Genomic DNA, 13,761 nt, shown 5'->3' with positions numbered 1-13,761 from the left:
GGCGGCCTCAGGGCCGGACATCGGCGCCCCGTGGATCGTTCCGCGGGGCGCCTTCCTGTGTTCCGGCGGTCAGGCCACCAGCCCCGCCAGCTTCCGCAGCGACTCGTTCAGCGCGGCCGTCGCCGAGTCCTTCAGCTTGCCCGCCATCAGGGACACCGCCGCGCCCGTGAACTCGCTGTCGATGCGGACCGTCGTGGCGTCGCCGTCCGGGACGAGCGTGTAGCGGTTGACCAGGCTCACCGCCATCGGCCCCTTGCCCTTGGTCGCGAACACCCGGGCCGGTTCCAACTCGTCGATGGTCCACTCGACCTCGGCCGGGAAGCCCATCAGCTTCATGTTCTCCTGGTACGTCCCGCCCACTTCGAGGCTCTTCGGACCGCCCTCGGGGAAACTGGTGTGGGTGGCGTTCCACTCGCCGTACGACGACCAGTCCGTGAGCCGGCCCCACACCTTCTCGGCCGGCGCCTCGATCCGTGCCTCCGCGCTGACTTCGGCCATGCGACCACCCCTTCGACTCCGGCTACGGTGTCGCGGAACGTAGCCGTAGGGCCCGCAATATTCAATGCTGATGAACCGTCAGGAAATGTGGAGACGCCTGGAGACGCCCGGAGTCGCCCAGAGGTGCCCAGATTCGGCTGCCGGACGGTCAGGCCACCAGCCGTATCACCGCCGCGTCGAACACGTCCCACGCCCGCGGGAACGCGCTCTCGTCGTGGCAGTGCCACGCCTCCCAGAACAGGTCGGCGAGCAGTGCGTCCTCCGGGGCGTACACCCGGTACACGTACTGCATCCCGTCCACGGCCGGCAGCGCCACCAGCCAGCACCTGCTCTCCATGTCCCTGTGGGACGAACGAGGGGGCACGGCGGTTGCGTACCGGGCGCGAATCAAGGCGGCGCGCGCCCCCGGCGGAAGAACGGCCTGATCTCATCCGCAAGGAGGAGATTCCGGTCGTCCGGTCCACTCTCCGTCGGACGCGAAGATGGTTCCCGCCGGGGATGACCCGGTCCGGCGGGACTGATGGGGTGAGGGATGTGCAACCCCGTATACCCCGGCAGTCGGTGAGCGAGCCGGGAGGTCATCGCGCGGACCACGATGCCCGGCTCGGCGAGGAGCTGGCAGCGGTGGTCTCCGGCGCGCGCCGGCGTGCGCTCAGGGACGGGGACCGGCAGATCGACACGGCCCATCTGCTGCACTCCCTCCTGGAGCACGACCCCGAGGTGCGGGCCGTGTTCGAGGGCGGACCGCAGCTCGCCCGCCTGCTCGCCTATCTCGTGCAGCGCAGCATCGGCTACGGGCTGCGCTGGCAAGGCAGCGTCGAGGACTCCGGGGCGGTGCCGGTGGTGACGGAGGCGGACGGCTTCTCGCCGCTCGCCGCGGGTGCGATGGAGTACGCCCACGAGCGCGCCGTCGGCCGAGGCGCGGGCCGGCCGAGCGGCGTCGACCTCCTCGCGGCGGTCGTCACCGACCCAGAGGCCCGCGCCGTCGAGGTACTGACCCGGGCCGGCATCGACGCGGAGGCGCTGCTGACCGGGCTCGAGGGCCGCGTACCCGGCAATCGCTAGCCGCCCGGACAGCCACGCACCGCACGGCCGCACGTCAGGCGGGTGGCGGGCTCGGGCAGGTCGCCGGACGGGACGGCCGCACGCCAGGCAGGCACCGGCCCGGACAAGCCATAAGCGGGAGAGTCACCGGCCCGGACAGCCGCACTCAGGACAGGCGCCGGACCAGCCAGTCGTCGCCCCGGACAGTCACACGCCAAACAGCCACCGCCCCAAACAGTCACCGCCCCAAACGTGTCGCCCCGGACAGCCACCGCCCCAAACAGCCACACGCCAGACACTCACCGGTCCCGACAGCCGCACGCCAAACCCCCACCGCCCGCAGCGCCCTACATCGTCCAGCCATCGAGACAGGTGTCAACGGGGGTGACGGTCATGTCATCGCCTGTCATCATGTGCCGGTGCAGACGATTGACAGCAGTGCCGGTCACCGTGGCCGAGGCGTCGGGCTCGGGCTCGCTCTCGCGTCGGCGGTCGCCTTCGGAGGTTCCGGTGTCGCGGCCAAGCCGCTGATCGAGGCGGGCCTCGACCCGCTCCACGTGGTGTGGCTCCGGGTCGCCGGCGCGGCCCTCGTGATGCTGCCGCTCGCCGTGCGGCACCGGGCGCTGCTGCGCCGCCGCCCCGCCTTGCTCGCCGGGTTCGGTCTGCTCGGCGTGGCCGGGGTGCAGGCGTTCTACTTCGCCTCGATCTCCCGGCTGCCGGTGGGGGTCGCGCTGCTCATCGAGTACCTCGCGCCCGCCCTGGTCCTCGGCTGGGTGCGGTTCGTGCAGCGGCGGCCCGTCACGCGTGCCGCCGCGGTCGGCGTGGTCCTCGCCGTCGGCGGCCTCGCCTGTGTCGTCGAGGTCTGGTCGGGGCTGAGCATCGACGCGGTCGGCCTGCTGCTCGCGCTGGGCGCGGCCTGCTGCCAGGTCGGCTACTTCGTCCTGTCCGACCAGGGCACCGACTCCGGCGCCGACACCCCCGACCCGCTCGGCGTCATCGCGTACGGCCTCCTCGTCGGCGCCGCCGTCCTCACCGTCGTCGCCCGGCCGTGGTCGATGGACTGGTCCGTGCTCGGTGGCACGGCGGACATGAACGGCACCTCCGTCGCGGCCGCCCTGCTGCTGTCCTGGATCGTGCTCATCGCCACGGTCGTCGCCTACGTGACCGGCGTGGTCTCCGTACGCCGGCTCTCCCCGCAGGTCGCCACGGTCGTCGCCTGTCTCGAAGCGGTCGTCGCGACCGTGCTGGCCTGGGTCCTGCTCGGCGAGCACCTGTCCGCCCCGCAGATCCTCGGCGGCGCGATCGTCCTGCTCGGCGCCTTCATCGCGCAGTCCTCGACCCCGGTCAAGCCGTCCCCGGAACCGGTGGCGAGCGGCGGGCCGGAAAGGCAGTTGTCCCGCCGCTCGACGGCTGCCTAGGCTGCCGATCATGCATACGCATCGCGTCATCGCACCGCCGGCCGCCTGAGGCGGGCCCTCCGGTCATCCCCGCCCTGCCGCACGCAGGGCGGCACGGTGCTGCCCGCAGACGAAGTCCACGGACCCCGCTGAGCCGGGTTCTTCGCTTCTCCATGTCTGCGGAGACGACAAGTGTCGAATGCTTCTGCTGTTTCTTCCGGCCTGCCCGTCGGGCGAGGCCTGCTCTATCTGATCATCGCCGGTGTCGCCTGGGGCACCGCGGGCGCGGTCGCCGCGCTGGCCTACGGGGTCAGCGATCTGGGGCCCGTCGCCCTGTCCTTCTGGCGCTGCGCCTCCGGGCTCGTCCTGCTGGCCGCCGTACGGCTGCTGCGCCCCCGGACCCGTACCGCCGCGCGCGGACCGCTCGGCCGCAAGATGTGGCGGGCAGGGGTCACCGGCCTCGGGCTCGCCGTGTTCCAGACCGGCTACTTCGCGGCCGTACGCTCCACCGGACTCGCCGTGGCCACGATCGTCACGCTCGGCGCGGGGCCCGTCCTCGTCGCGCTCGGCGCCCGGCTGGCGCTGGGGGAGCGGCTCGGGCGCGGTGGCACGGTCGCCGTCGCCGGGGCGCTCGCCGGGCTCGGGGTGCTGACCCTCGGGGGCGGGGGGTCCGCCGTACGGCCCTGGGGTGTGCTGTGCGGGCTGGCGTCGGCGGCCGGGGGGTCGGCGATGACGCTGCTGACCCGCCGCTGGGGTCGTGACGGCGGGGCGGACGCGGCCGCCACGTCCGTCGGGGTGTTCGCCGTCACCAGCGCGCTGCTGCTGCCGTTCGCGCTGGCAGAGGGCCTGGTCCCGCACACCGTCGAACCGGGCCTGCTGCTCTGGCTGTTGGCCTATCTCGCCGCCGTCCCCACGGCCCTCGCCTACGCCCTCTACTTCGCGGGCGCGGCAGCCGTACGGTCGGCGACGGTGTCCGTGATCATGCTGCTGGAGCCGGTCAGCGCGGCGGTGCTCGCCGTGGCCCTGCTCGGCGAGCACCTGACGGCGCCGACCCTCCTCGGCACCTTCCTGATGCTGGGGTCGGTCACGGGTCTCGCGGTGGCCGAGACCCGTGCCGTGCGGCGCGGCGAGCCCGTACCGGCGTAGGGGCTTCAGCCGACGCGGCGGCGCAGCATGTGCGCACGCGCCGCCGCGTCCCGCGGACCGGCCCGCTCCGCGAGGCGTACGGCGATCGAGTCCTGGACCTCCTCGGTCCGCCGGCCCCCGAACTTGAACTTGGCCCGTACGCCGGTGACTTCGAGCCGCACCCCGCGCAGGCCCGACAGCATCTGGTCGAACGGCACCTCGCCGACCGCCACTTCGGCCGTGCCGCCCTCCGGCTGGAAGTGGCCGACCTGCCGGTTGAGCAGGGCCGCCTTCTCGGTCGGGTCGTCCACCACATGGGCCCGGCACCGGAGTTGGACGGCGGCGTAGAAGCTGGTCGGCGTGCCGTGCTCGGCCGGGACGTCCGGTTCGGCCTGCCAGGGGCCGGGGACGTACACATAGTCGTCGACCACGCTCAGCACGACGTCGGGGTGCGCCGACAGCGCCGCCCACATCGGGTTGGGGCGGGCCAGATGCGTGAGGACCTCACCGCGCTCGGCGTCGTACACGAAGTGCAGCGGCTGGGCGTACGGCGGCTCGCCGTCCAGCCCGTTGACGACGAGCGTGCCGAAGTCCCGTACGGCGAGCCACTGTTGCCACTCCGCGTCGGCGTGCGGCGCGTCCCACGGGTGGATCAGCATCACAGGGTCGTGAGGTAGTCGGGGAGTCCGGTGCCGGGAGCCAGGTCAGGGTCGCCGACTGGGGTGTCGTAGCCCTTGCGCAGCGGGACGACGCCGGCCCAGTGGGGGAGGGCGAGGTCCTCCGGCTCGTCGTTCACCCCGCCGGTGCGCATCTTCGCGGAGACCTGGTCGAGGTCGAGGCGGATGACGGCGGTGGCGGCCAGCTCCTTCTTGTTGGCGGGCCGCGAGTCCTTGGACCGGCCCGCCACGACGTGGTCGACGAGCGCGTCCAGGGCGAGGCGCTTCTCCTCCGGGTCCGTCACGTCGTACGCGGTGCCGTGCACCACCACGGACCGGTAGTTGATCGAGTGGTGGAAGGCCGAGCGGGCCAGGATCAGCGCGTCGACGTGCGTGACCGTCAGGCACACCGGGAGACCGGGGTCGGCCTGGCCGGTCATCCGCAGCGGGCGCGAGCCGGTCGAGCCGTGCACGTAGAGGCGCTCGCCGACCCGGGCGAAGAGCGTCGGCAGCACGACCGGGGCGCCGTCGCGGACGAAGCCGAGGTGGCAGACGTAGGCCTCGTCGAGTATCGCGTGCACGACGTCCTTGTCGTACGAGGCACGGTCCGCGGAGCGGGTGGGCACCGTGCGGTCGGTCGCCGGGTAGGCGGCGGGCTGTGGTGTCGTCGGCTGCGTGGTCCCCTGCATGGCGGTCTCCATAGCGGTACGAGTGGCAATAGCAGTACGAGTTGCGACCGCTATTGCACTAGTGCATAATCTGCTTTGTGCTAGTAGGATATCGGATCGAAGGGCGTGGCGCAGCCGAGATCGCGGCGAGCGTCGAGCGCGCGGTGGGCGCCGGTGAGCTGGAGCCGGGGCAACTCCTGCCGCCCATGCGGGAGTTGGCGGGCGAGCTCGGGGTGAACCCGAACACGGTCGCGGCGGCCTATCGAGTCCTGCGTGAACGCGGGGTGATCGAGACCGCGGGGCGCCGGGGCAGCCGGGTGCGGCCCAAGCCGGCCACGACCGCGCGGGAGTCGATCCGGGTGGAGGTGCCGGAGGGCGTCCGGGACGTGGCGAGCGGCAACCCCGACCCGGAGCTGCTGCCCGCGCTGGCGGGAGCGTTCGCGGCGGCGGCCGGGCACAACGACCGGGAGCCCGTGATGTACGGGGAGGCGGCCGTGGACCCGGAGCTGGCCCGGCTCGCGCGTGCCGCGCTGGACGCCGACGGTGTCCCGGACGGGCCGCTCGCGGTGGCCTCCGGCTCGCTCGACGCGATCGAACGCGTCCTGGCGGCCCACCTCAAGCCGGGCGACACGGTCGCCGTCGAGGACCCGGGCTGGGGCAGCCTGCTCGATCTGATCCCGGCCGTCGGACTGCGCACGGCCCCGGTCGGCGTGGACGACGAGGGTCCGCTCCCGGAGGACGTCCGGCGGGCGCTGCGGTCGGGGGCACGCGCCCTGATCGTCACCGACCGGGCCCAGAACCCGACCGGCGCCGCGGTGACCGCCGCCCGCGCGCGTGCCCTGCGTGCGGTGCTGAGGGAACACCCGGACACCCTGCTCATCGAGGACGACCACGGCCACGGCATCGTCGACCTGCCCCTGCATGCCCTCGCCGGCACCACCCGCAGCTGGGCGTTCGTCCGCTCGGCCGCCAAGGCCTACGGCCCCGACCTGCGGCTCGCCGTCTTCACGGGCGACCCCGTCACGGTCGACCGGGTACGCGGGCGGCAGCGCCTCGGGCCCGGCTGGGTCAGCAGGATCACGCAGGGAGCGGTGGCCCGGCTGTGGGTCGAGGGCGCGATCGACCCGAAGGCGGTGGCGGCCGCGTACGCCGCCCGCCGGGACACCCTGATCGCGGAACTGGCGAAGCGCGGCGTCCCCGCGCACGGCCGCAGCGGCCTCAACGTCTGGATCCCGGTCCCCGACGAGACGGGCGCCGTGTCCCGCCTCCTCCACGCGGGCTGGGCGGTCGCCCCGGGGGCCCGCTTCCGGATGGACGCGGCCCCCGGCATCCGTGTCACGATCGCGAGGCTCGACGAGTCGGAGGCAGCACCTCTGGCCGAGGCGATCGCGGCGGCGGTGGGACCTGGGCGGGGGCGGGGGTACGTGTGACGCTGTCGGTCGGGCTGACGGGGTGGCTCGGCTTGTCGGTACGGTCGCGGGCGCGGCTGGCCTGGCTGGCGGGTGTGGGGATGCGTGTGACACCGGCGGGGGTATGGCTCGCCTAGTCGGCCGGGGCCGGGGCCGGGCTGTGCCTCGCCTTGTCGGTGACGTCGGAGGCGCGCCCCACCCGGTCGGCGGGTCGGGAGGGGCGGGTGGCGCTGTCGGCCGGGGTCGGGGTGCGAGTGGCGCTGTCGGCCTTCGGAGCCTGCTTCACCTGGGTCAACGCCGCCCCCGCCAGCACGATCACCGCCCCCACCGGCGTCGACCAGCTCAGTGACTCCCCGAGGATCGCGACGCCCGCTCCCGTGGCGATGACGGGGATGAAGTACGTGACCATCTGGGCGGTCGTAGGCCCGACTTCGGCGACCAGGCCGTACTGGATGAGAACGGCCAGCCCGGTGCCGAGTGCGCCCAGCGCGACGATCGCCAGCAGCGGCACGCCCGCGAAGTGCGTCGGGACAGACGTGAACAGCGGGGTCACGACCGCCAGTTGCAGCGTCGCCAGCAGCAACTGGGCGCCGGTCATGGAGAGATGGGAGTGGCCCGACCCGGCCAGTGTGCGGCGGACGTAGATCCAGCCGATCGGGTAGCTCAGCGAGGCGAGCAGCGCCATCGCCGTGCCCCCGGCGTCCAGGCCGTGGAAGCCCTGCCAGGCGCCCAGCACCGTCAGCACCCCGAGGAACCCGATCCCGAGCCCTGCCACCCGGACCCGCGTGGGCCGGTCCTCGGAGAGGGCGACCACGGACAGGGCCATGCCCCACAGCGGCGAGGTCGCGTTGCAGATGCCCGCCAGCGTGGACGGAATGGTCAGCTCCGAGTACGCGAAGAGCGAGAACGGCAGGGCGTTGAGCAGCAACGCCGCGACCGCCAGATGGCCCCAGATCCGGGCGCCCCGCGGCAACCGCTCCCGCTTCACCGCCATCGCGGCCGCCAGCACCAGCGTCCCGAACAGCAGCCGTCCGAAGGTGACCTGGAAGGGGGCGTACCCGTCCGTGCCCACCTTGATGAGCAGGAAGCTGAAACCCCAGATCAGCGCGAGGGCGGCGAAGCGCAGTCGCCAGTCGAGGGTGCGGGTCCGGGCGGGGGCGGCGGTGGTCATGGAGGCAACGATGACGCCCACAACCTCGTAGCACAAGCGAGATATTCGACGCGATATCTCGTAGCATTGCTTACATGTTGAACCTGGAGCGCCTGCGCACCCTCGACGCCCTCGCCCGGCACGGCTCGGTGAGCGGCGCCGCCGAGGGCCTGCACATCACGACGTCCGCCGTCTCGCAGCAGATGTCCAAGCTGGAGCGCGAGGTCGGCCAGCAGCTCCTCGCCAAGAACGGCCGCGGCGTGCGGCTCACGGACGCCGGCCGGCTGCTCGCCGAGCATGCGGCCCGCATCCTGTCGCAGGTCGAACTCGCCCAGTCCGACCTGGAGGCCCAACGCGGCCAGGTGGTGGGCGAGTTGCGCATCTCCGCGTTCCCCACGGCCGCGCGCGGGCTGTTCCCGGCCGCGCTCTCCGCCCTCGTCGCCGAGCACCCCGCCCTGCGGGTCCGCTCGTGCGAGCTGGAACCGGAGCTCGGCATCGCCGGCGTGGTCCGCGGCGACCTCGACCTCGCCGTGGTCCTGGACTGGTACAACAAGCCGATGCCGCTCCCGGACGGCCTGGTCAAGGCATCCGTCCTGGACGACCCGGCGGACGTGGCGATGCCGGTCGGCCATCGGCTCGCCGACCGCGACGAGGTGGACCTCGCCGAGTTCGCGGGGGACGAGTGGATCACCTGGGGGCAGGGCGAGTTCTGCCACGAATGGCTGATGTTCACCCTGCGCTCCAAGGGCATCGAGCCCATCGTCGGCCACCGCGCCGCCGAGACCCACACCCAACTCGGCCTCGTGGCAGCCGGGTTGGGCGTCTGTATCGCCCCGCTGCTGGGACGGCACCCGATGCCCGAAGGCGTCGTCACCGTCCCGCTCAAGCAGCGGGTCCGGCGCCATGTGTACGTCGTCTGGCGCGCGGACGCGGACCGCCGCCCGTCGATCAGGGCGGCGGTCGAGGCCCTCAGGGAAGCGGCGGCGAAACTGGGCTGAACTTCCCTACATCACTCGGCTGAACTTCCTCACATCGAGGCCAACTTGCGGAAGTCCCACGACACGATCTTGTCCGGCGTCAGCCGCACCCACGCGTGCCGTCCGTCGTGCGGCATCTCGTCGAGGCCGAAGTTCTTGCGGGCGAACAGCGTCTCGGGAACGTCGAGTTCGGCGTACAGATCCCCGACCCGGGGTGCTTCGCCCACGAACTCCACGGCACCCGACAGCTCCACGCCGCGCAGCTCGTCGTACTCCTCGCCCGTGTCGATCACGATCGCGACCCGCTGGTCACGGCGCAGATCGGTCCAACGCCTGCTCTTCACCACCGAGTACAGCCACAACGAGGTGCCGTCCCAGGCGAACCAGAGCGTGCTCACATGCGGAGCGCCGTCCTTGGACACGGTGGCGACCCGGCAGGTGCGCTGGCTGGTCAGGAACTCGTCCAGCTCGCCCGGCGTCATCATGATCTTCCGGCCCCGACGCTGAGTGACGGTCATCCGCCCCCTCTTTCTCCTGCTCGGAATCTGACAGTGCGTCAGAAAACAATGCGGTGTCTTCCTTCAACACGCAATGGTGGTTACGCTCGCCCGCCCACACCGTTGGCGACAAGGGGGCAGAACGTGCCGTCGCACGAGCAGTTGAGCGAACTCCTCGACCCGGCCACCACCGTGCTGCTCACGGTCGAGTGCCAGCAGGGCGTCGTCGGCCCGGACAGCGCGCTCCCCGAACTCGCCAAGGAGGCACGGTCGTCGGGGACTCTCGCCAACGTGGCCCGACTGGTCGCGGCCGCCCACGACAGTGGTGTCCAGGTCGTCCACGCGATCGCCGAACGCCGCCCCGACGGCCGCGGCGCCAACCGCAACGCCCGCCTCTTCCGGGCCGCCGAACGGCTCCCCGTCCAGCAGCTGTCCGGCACCAGCGCGGTCCGGGTGGCGGCCCCGATCGAGGTCTCCGAGGAGGACTTCGTCGTACGACGGCTGCACGGGCTGTCGCCGATCCAGGGCACGGACGTCGATCCGCTGCTGCGCAACCTGGGCTGCCGCACCCTCGTCGTCACCGGCGTCTCCGCCAACGTGGCGATCCCCAACGCGGTGTTCGACGCGGTCAACCGCGGCTACACCGCCGTCGTGCCCACGGACGCCATCGCCGGGGTGCCCTCCGACTACACCCCGGCGATGATCCGCAACACCCTCGCCCTGGTCGCCACGCTCACGACGACGGCCGACATGCTGGCCTGCCTCAGCCGCCGAAAGCGTGCATGACCCTCACGCGAGGGTGATCGAGTCCCCGCTCACGGTGATCTTCTCCTCCGGCAGCGGCTGGGTGGCGGGACCCTTCTTCACGCTGCCGTCGGTCACCGAGAACTCGCTCTTGTGGCACGGGCAGGTGATGACCCCGTTGGCGATCCCGGTCACCGCGCAGCCCTGATGCGTGCACTTGGACGAGAACGCCTTGTACGTGCCCGCGGTCGGCTGGGTCACCACCACACCCTCGTCCGCGAAGATCTTGCCGCCGCCCTCCGGGATCTCCGAGGTCTTCCCCAGCGCGGTCCCGGCCGCGGCGGTCGACCCCTCGTCGTCCGAGCCGCACGCGTTCAGCGTGATGGCGAGCCCTGCCGCCCCCACCGCCGCCACGACCGTACGGCGGCTCGGTGCCGAAGCGGGATGAAGCGATTCGCTGGCCATGCTGAGTCCCTTCCGCGGATACCTCGTGAACTGCCCTGAGGTACGGGCCCGGAGTGCGGGTTGTTCAGAGCAGCCCCAGTAACCTGGGGCGATGCTCAAGGAAGCCATCGCGACCCGCTACATCACGCCCCTGCGTGAGGGCGGCTCACTGCCGGGACTCGTCGAGGCCGACGACCTCGGGACGTACGTCATGAAGTTCACCGGCGCCGGACAGGGCCGCAAGACGCTGGTCGCCGAGGTGGTCTGCGGTGAGCTGGCGCGGCGGCTCGGGTTCCGGGTGCCGCGGCTCGTGACGCTCGACCTGGACCCGGTGCTCGGCCTCGGCGAGCCCGAGCAGCAGGTGCAGGACTTGCTGCGGGCCAGCGGCGGCACCAACCTCGGGATGGACTTCCTCTCCGGCGCGCTCGGCTTCGACCCGCTCGCCTTCGAGGTGGACGCGGCTGAGGCCGGGCGGATCGTCTGGTTCGACGCACTGATCAACAACGTCGACCGGTCCTGGCGCAACCCCAACCTGCTGATGTGGCACGGCGAACTGTGGCTCATCGACCACGGCGCCACCATGATCTGGCACCACAACTGGCCCGGCGCCGAGGCCTCCGCGGCCCGCCCCTACGACGCCGCCGACCACGCCCTCGCCCGCTTCGCCCCCGACCTCGCGAGCGCCGCCGCGGAGCTGGCCCCGCGCGTCACCGAGGACCTCCTCGCCGAGGTCACCGCCGAGATCCCGGACGCGTGGCTGGCCGACGAACCCGGCTTCGACACCCCGGACGACCTGCGCCGGGCCTACGCCCGGCCCCTGCTGGCCCGGGCCGCCGTCATCCACGACCGCATCCAGGGGATCAAATGAGCGAGCGCCACATCCACATGGCCGGCAGCGTGGTCGAGCGCCACATCATCAAGGGTGGCGAGGGCAACGACCGGGACGTCTTCGAGTACGTCCTGCTGCGCGTCGTCCCGCGCGTGGAACGCGGCGAGTGCATCAACGCCGGGGTGCTCGTCTACTGCCGCGCGAAGGGGTACGTCGGAGCCCGCACCCACCTCGACGAGGCCCGGCTGCGCGCCCTCGACCCGAGCGCCGACGTGGCCGGCATCAGGGCGGCACTGAGCGCAGTCGAGCGGGTCTGCGGTGGCGGGGACAGCGCCGGTCAGGCCGCCTCCGACGACGCCGGACGGCGCTTCCGCTGGCTGATCGCGCCCCGCTCCACCGTCGTCCAGCCGGGTCCCGTGCACACCGGGCTCACGCTCGATCCGGCGGCCGAGACCGAGCGGTTGCTGGACCTCCTGGTCAGGTAATGGATCACACCCGGGCCGCGTGGCGTTGACACCGGGTGCCAGGCCTTCTAGCGTCACGTCTGCCGAAGGTACTAAGCGGTCGCTCACCGACCGGGCCGCACATTCTTCAAGGGCGAGGAGAAGCAGCAATGTCCACCACTGAGCAGCGGGTAGCGATCGTCACCGGTGCCGCGCGCGGCATCGGCGCGGCCACCGCCGTACGACTGGCCGCCGAGGGCCGCGCGGTCGCCGTGATCGACCTCGACGAGGCCGCCTGCAAGGACACCGTCGAGAAGATCACCGCAGCCGGCGGCAAGGCGATCGCGGTCGGCGCGGACGTCTCCGACGAGGCGCAGGTCGAGGCCGCGGTCGCGCGGGTCGTCGAGGAGCTGGGCGCGCCGACCATCCTCGTCAACAACGCGGGCGTGCTCCGCGACAACCTGCTGTTCAAGATGAGCGCCTCGGACTGGGACACCGTCCTCAACGTGCACCTGCGCGGCTCCTTCCTGATGACGAAGTACGTCCAGAAGCACATGGTCGACGCCGGCTTCGGCCGCGTGGTCAACCTGTCCTCGTCCTCCGCGCTCGGCAACCGCGGCCAGGCCAACTACTCCGCCGCCAAGGCCGGTCTGCAGGGCTTCACCAAGACCCTCGCCATCGAGCTCGGCAAGTTCGGCATCACCGCCAACGCCGTCGCCCCCGGCTTCATCGCCACCGACATGACCGCGGCCACCGCCGCCCGCGTCGGCATGGGCTTCGAGGAGTTCAAGGCCGCCGCCGCCACCCAGATCCCGGTGGCCCGCGTCGGCGAGCCCGACGACATCGCCAACGCCATCGCCTTCTTCACCAACGAGGCCGCCGGCTTCGTCTCCGGCCAGGTGCTGTACGTGGCCGGCGGACCGCTCGACTAGGGGAACAGGAACATGACTTCGGTGGAACTCCCCGAACTCTCCGGCAAGGTCGCCCTCGTCACGGGCGCCAGCCGCGGCATCGGCTACGGCGTCGCCGAGGCGCTCGTCGCCCGCGGTGACCGGGTCGTCATCACCGGCCGCAACGAGGACGCCCTCAAGGAGGCCGTCGAGCAGCTCGGCGCCGACCGCGTCATCGGCGTCGCCGGCAAGGCCCACGACGAGGCCCACCAGGCCGTCGCCGTCGAGCGCGCCATGGAGGCCTTCGGCCGCGTCGACTTCCTGGTCAACAACGCCGGCACCAACCCGGTGTTCGGCCCGATCGCCGACCTCGACCTGAACGTGGCCCGCAAGGTGTTCGAGACCAACGTGATCTCGGCGCTCGGCTTCGCGCAGAAGACCTGGCACGCCTGGCAGAAGGACAACGGCGGCGCGATCGTCAACATCGCCTCCGTCGCGGGCATCGCGCCCTCGCCCTTCATCGCCGCCTACGGCGTCAGCAAGGCCGCGATGATCAACCTGACCCAGCAGCTCGCCCACGAGTTCGCGCCCAAGGTGCGGGTCAACGCGATCGCCCCGGCCGTCGTGAAGACCAAGTTCGCCCAGGCCCTGTACGAGGGCCGGGAGGAGGAGGCCGCGGCCTCCTACCCGCTCGCCCGGCTCGGCGTGCCCTCCGACATCGGCGGCGCCGCGGAGTTCCTCACCTCCGAGCAGTCCGCCTGGATCACCGGCCAGACCCTCGTCGTCGACGGCGGCATCTTCCTCAACGCCGGCGTCGGCTGACCCACGACGTACGACCGGCACGGGCGCCGCTCGACAGAAACGGCGCCCGTGTCGACGTACAAACAACCCACACGGGGACGTACAACAACCGCACAGACTCCTGACAGCGTTGCCGCGATCTCAGCGGTCGAGAACCAGCCGGAAGACCCGGTTCGGCTCGCCCGAGGC

General features: G+C 72.1%; 17 protein-coding genes. 10 read left to right on the top strand and 7 right to left on the bottom strand.

Annotated elements, in window-relative coordinates; genetic code table 11:
* Positions 1-69: 69 nt before the first annotated feature.
* On the bottom strand, positions 70-498 hold the full coding sequence (locus IQ210_RS08025; protein WP_194078134.1) for a type II toxin-antitoxin system Rv0910 family toxin: 429 nt from the start codon (positions 496-498) through the stop codon (positions 70-72).
* A gap of 148 nt (positions 499-646) precedes the next feature.
* Entirely contained in the window at positions 647-835 is a 189-nt protein-coding gene (locus IQ210_RS08020; RefSeq protein ID WP_169808055.1) for a hypothetical protein, read from the bottom strand.
* A 197-nt stretch (positions 836-1,032) separates the two neighbouring features.
* On the opposite strand from IQ210_RS08020, the gene IQ210_RS08015 reads away from it, so the two are divergent.
* From IQ210_RS08015 to IQ210_RS08005, 3 genes are all read left to right on the top strand, one after another.
* On the top strand, positions 1,033-1,563 hold the full coding sequence (locus tag IQ210_RS08015; RefSeq protein WP_194078133.1) for a Clp protease N-terminal domain-containing protein: 531 nt from the start codon (positions 1,033-1,035) through the stop codon (positions 1,561-1,563).
* A 392-nt stretch (positions 1,564-1,955) separates the two neighbouring features.
* Positions 1,956-2,960, top strand: coding sequence for an EamA family transporter (locus IQ210_RS08010; protein WP_194078132.1), 1,005 nt, complete (start codon positions 1,956-1,958; stop codon positions 2,958-2,960).
* A 171-nt stretch (positions 2,961-3,131) separates the two neighbouring features.
* A complete protein-coding gene (locus tag IQ210_RS08005) occupies positions 3,132-4,085 on the top strand; it encodes a DMT family transporter (protein ID WP_194078131.1) in 954 nt (317 codons plus the stop codon).
* A 5-nt stretch (positions 4,086-4,090) separates the two neighbouring features.
* On the opposite strand, the gene IQ210_RS08000 is transcribed toward IQ210_RS08005, so the two are convergent.
* Both IQ210_RS08000 and IQ210_RS07995 read right to left on the bottom strand, forming a co-directional pair.
* Positions 4,091-4,723, bottom strand: a complete 633-nt coding sequence (locus IQ210_RS08000) for an FMN-binding negative transcriptional regulator (protein WP_194078130.1) — start codon at positions 4,721-4,723, stop codon at positions 4,091-4,093.
* The gene (locus tag IQ210_RS07995; RefSeq protein ID WP_194078129.1) at positions 4,723-5,409 is read right to left on the bottom strand and encodes a pyridoxamine 5'-phosphate oxidase family protein; all 687 of its coding nucleotides are present in this window, start codon (positions 5,407-5,409) and stop codon (positions 4,723-4,725) included. The genes IQ210_RS08000 and IQ210_RS07995 overlap by 1 nt, the downstream gene beginning before the upstream one ends.
* A 77-nt stretch (positions 5,410-5,486) precedes the next feature.
* On the opposite strand from IQ210_RS07995, the gene IQ210_RS07990 reads away from it, so the two are divergent.
* Positions 5,487-6,818 carry an aminotransferase class I/II-fold pyridoxal phosphate-dependent enzyme gene (locus IQ210_RS07990; protein WP_194078128.1) on the top strand — a complete coding sequence of 444 codons (1,332 nt, stop codon included), beginning with the start codon at positions 5,487-5,489 and terminating at the stop codon, positions 6,816-6,818.
* Positions 6,819-6,930: 112 nt separating this feature from the next.
* On the opposite strand, the gene IQ210_RS07985 is transcribed toward IQ210_RS07990, so the two are convergent.
* Positions 6,931-7,968, bottom strand: a complete 1,038-nt coding sequence (locus IQ210_RS07985; protein ID WP_194078127.1) for a DMT family transporter — start codon at positions 7,966-7,968, stop codon at positions 6,931-6,933.
* Positions 7,969-8,042: 74 nt separating this feature from the next.
* Between IQ210_RS07985 and IQ210_RS07980 the strand changes: the two genes are divergently transcribed.
* Positions 8,043-8,945 (top strand): LysR family transcriptional regulator, encoded by a 903-nt coding sequence (locus tag IQ210_RS07980; protein WP_194078126.1) that lies wholly within the window; start codon positions 8,043-8,045, stop codon positions 8,943-8,945.
* 29 nt (positions 8,946-8,974) lie between these two features.
* On the opposite strand, the gene IQ210_RS07975 is transcribed toward IQ210_RS07980, so the two are convergent.
* Positions 8,975-9,442, bottom strand: coding sequence for a pyridoxamine 5'-phosphate oxidase family protein (locus IQ210_RS07975; RefSeq protein ID WP_194078125.1), 468 nt, complete (start codon positions 9,440-9,442; stop codon positions 8,975-8,977).
* 123 nt (positions 9,443-9,565) lie between these two features.
* On the opposite strand from IQ210_RS07975, the gene IQ210_RS07970 reads away from it, so the two are divergent.
* Positions 9,566-10,207, top strand: a complete 642-nt coding sequence (locus IQ210_RS07970) for a cysteine hydrolase (protein ID WP_194078124.1) — start codon at positions 9,566-9,568, stop codon at positions 10,205-10,207.
* 3 nt (positions 10,208-10,210) lie between these two features.
* Here the strand turns inward: IQ210_RS07970 and IQ210_RS07965 are convergent, their stop codons facing one another.
* A complete protein-coding gene (locus IQ210_RS07965; RefSeq protein ID WP_194078123.1) occupies positions 10,211-10,630 on the bottom strand; it encodes a Rieske (2Fe-2S) protein in 420 nt (139 codons plus the stop codon).
* 91 nt (positions 10,631-10,721) lie between these two features.
* Between IQ210_RS07965 and IQ210_RS07960 the strand changes: the two genes are divergently transcribed.
* The 4 genes from IQ210_RS07960 (at position 10,722) to IQ210_RS07945 (ending at position 13,593) form a co-directional block, all read left to right on the top strand.
* Complete coding sequence (locus IQ210_RS07960; RefSeq protein WP_194078122.1) at positions 10,722-11,477, top strand: HipA family kinase; 756 nt, start codon at positions 10,722-10,724, stop codon at positions 11,475-11,477.
* Positions 11,474-11,923 carry a DUF3037 domain-containing protein gene (locus IQ210_RS07955; RefSeq protein WP_194078121.1) on the top strand — a complete coding sequence of 150 codons (450 nt, stop codon included), beginning with the start codon at positions 11,474-11,476 and terminating at the stop codon, positions 11,921-11,923. The genes IQ210_RS07960 and IQ210_RS07955 overlap by 4 nt, the downstream gene beginning before the upstream one ends.
* 128 nt (positions 11,924-12,051) lie before the next feature.
* Entirely contained in the window at positions 12,052-12,813 is a 762-nt protein-coding gene (gene fabG, locus IQ210_RS07950) for a 3-oxoacyl-ACP reductase FabG (protein WP_059198243.1), read from the top strand.
* 12 nt (positions 12,814-12,825) lie between these two features.
* The gene (locus IQ210_RS07945; RefSeq protein WP_194078120.1) at positions 12,826-13,593 is read left to right on the top strand and encodes an SDR family oxidoreductase; all 768 of its coding nucleotides are present in this window, start codon (positions 12,826-12,828) and stop codon (positions 13,591-13,593) included.
* Positions 13,594-13,761 lie beyond the last annotated feature (168 nt).

The sequence above is a fragment of the Streptomyces justiciae genome (assembly GCF_015163075.1).
In the GTDB taxonomy this organism is placed as follows: domain Bacteria; phylum Actinomycetota; class Actinomycetes; order Streptomycetales; family Streptomycetaceae; genus Streptomyces; species Streptomyces justiciae.
This window is presented reverse-complemented; position numbering and strand designations above follow the sequence as displayed.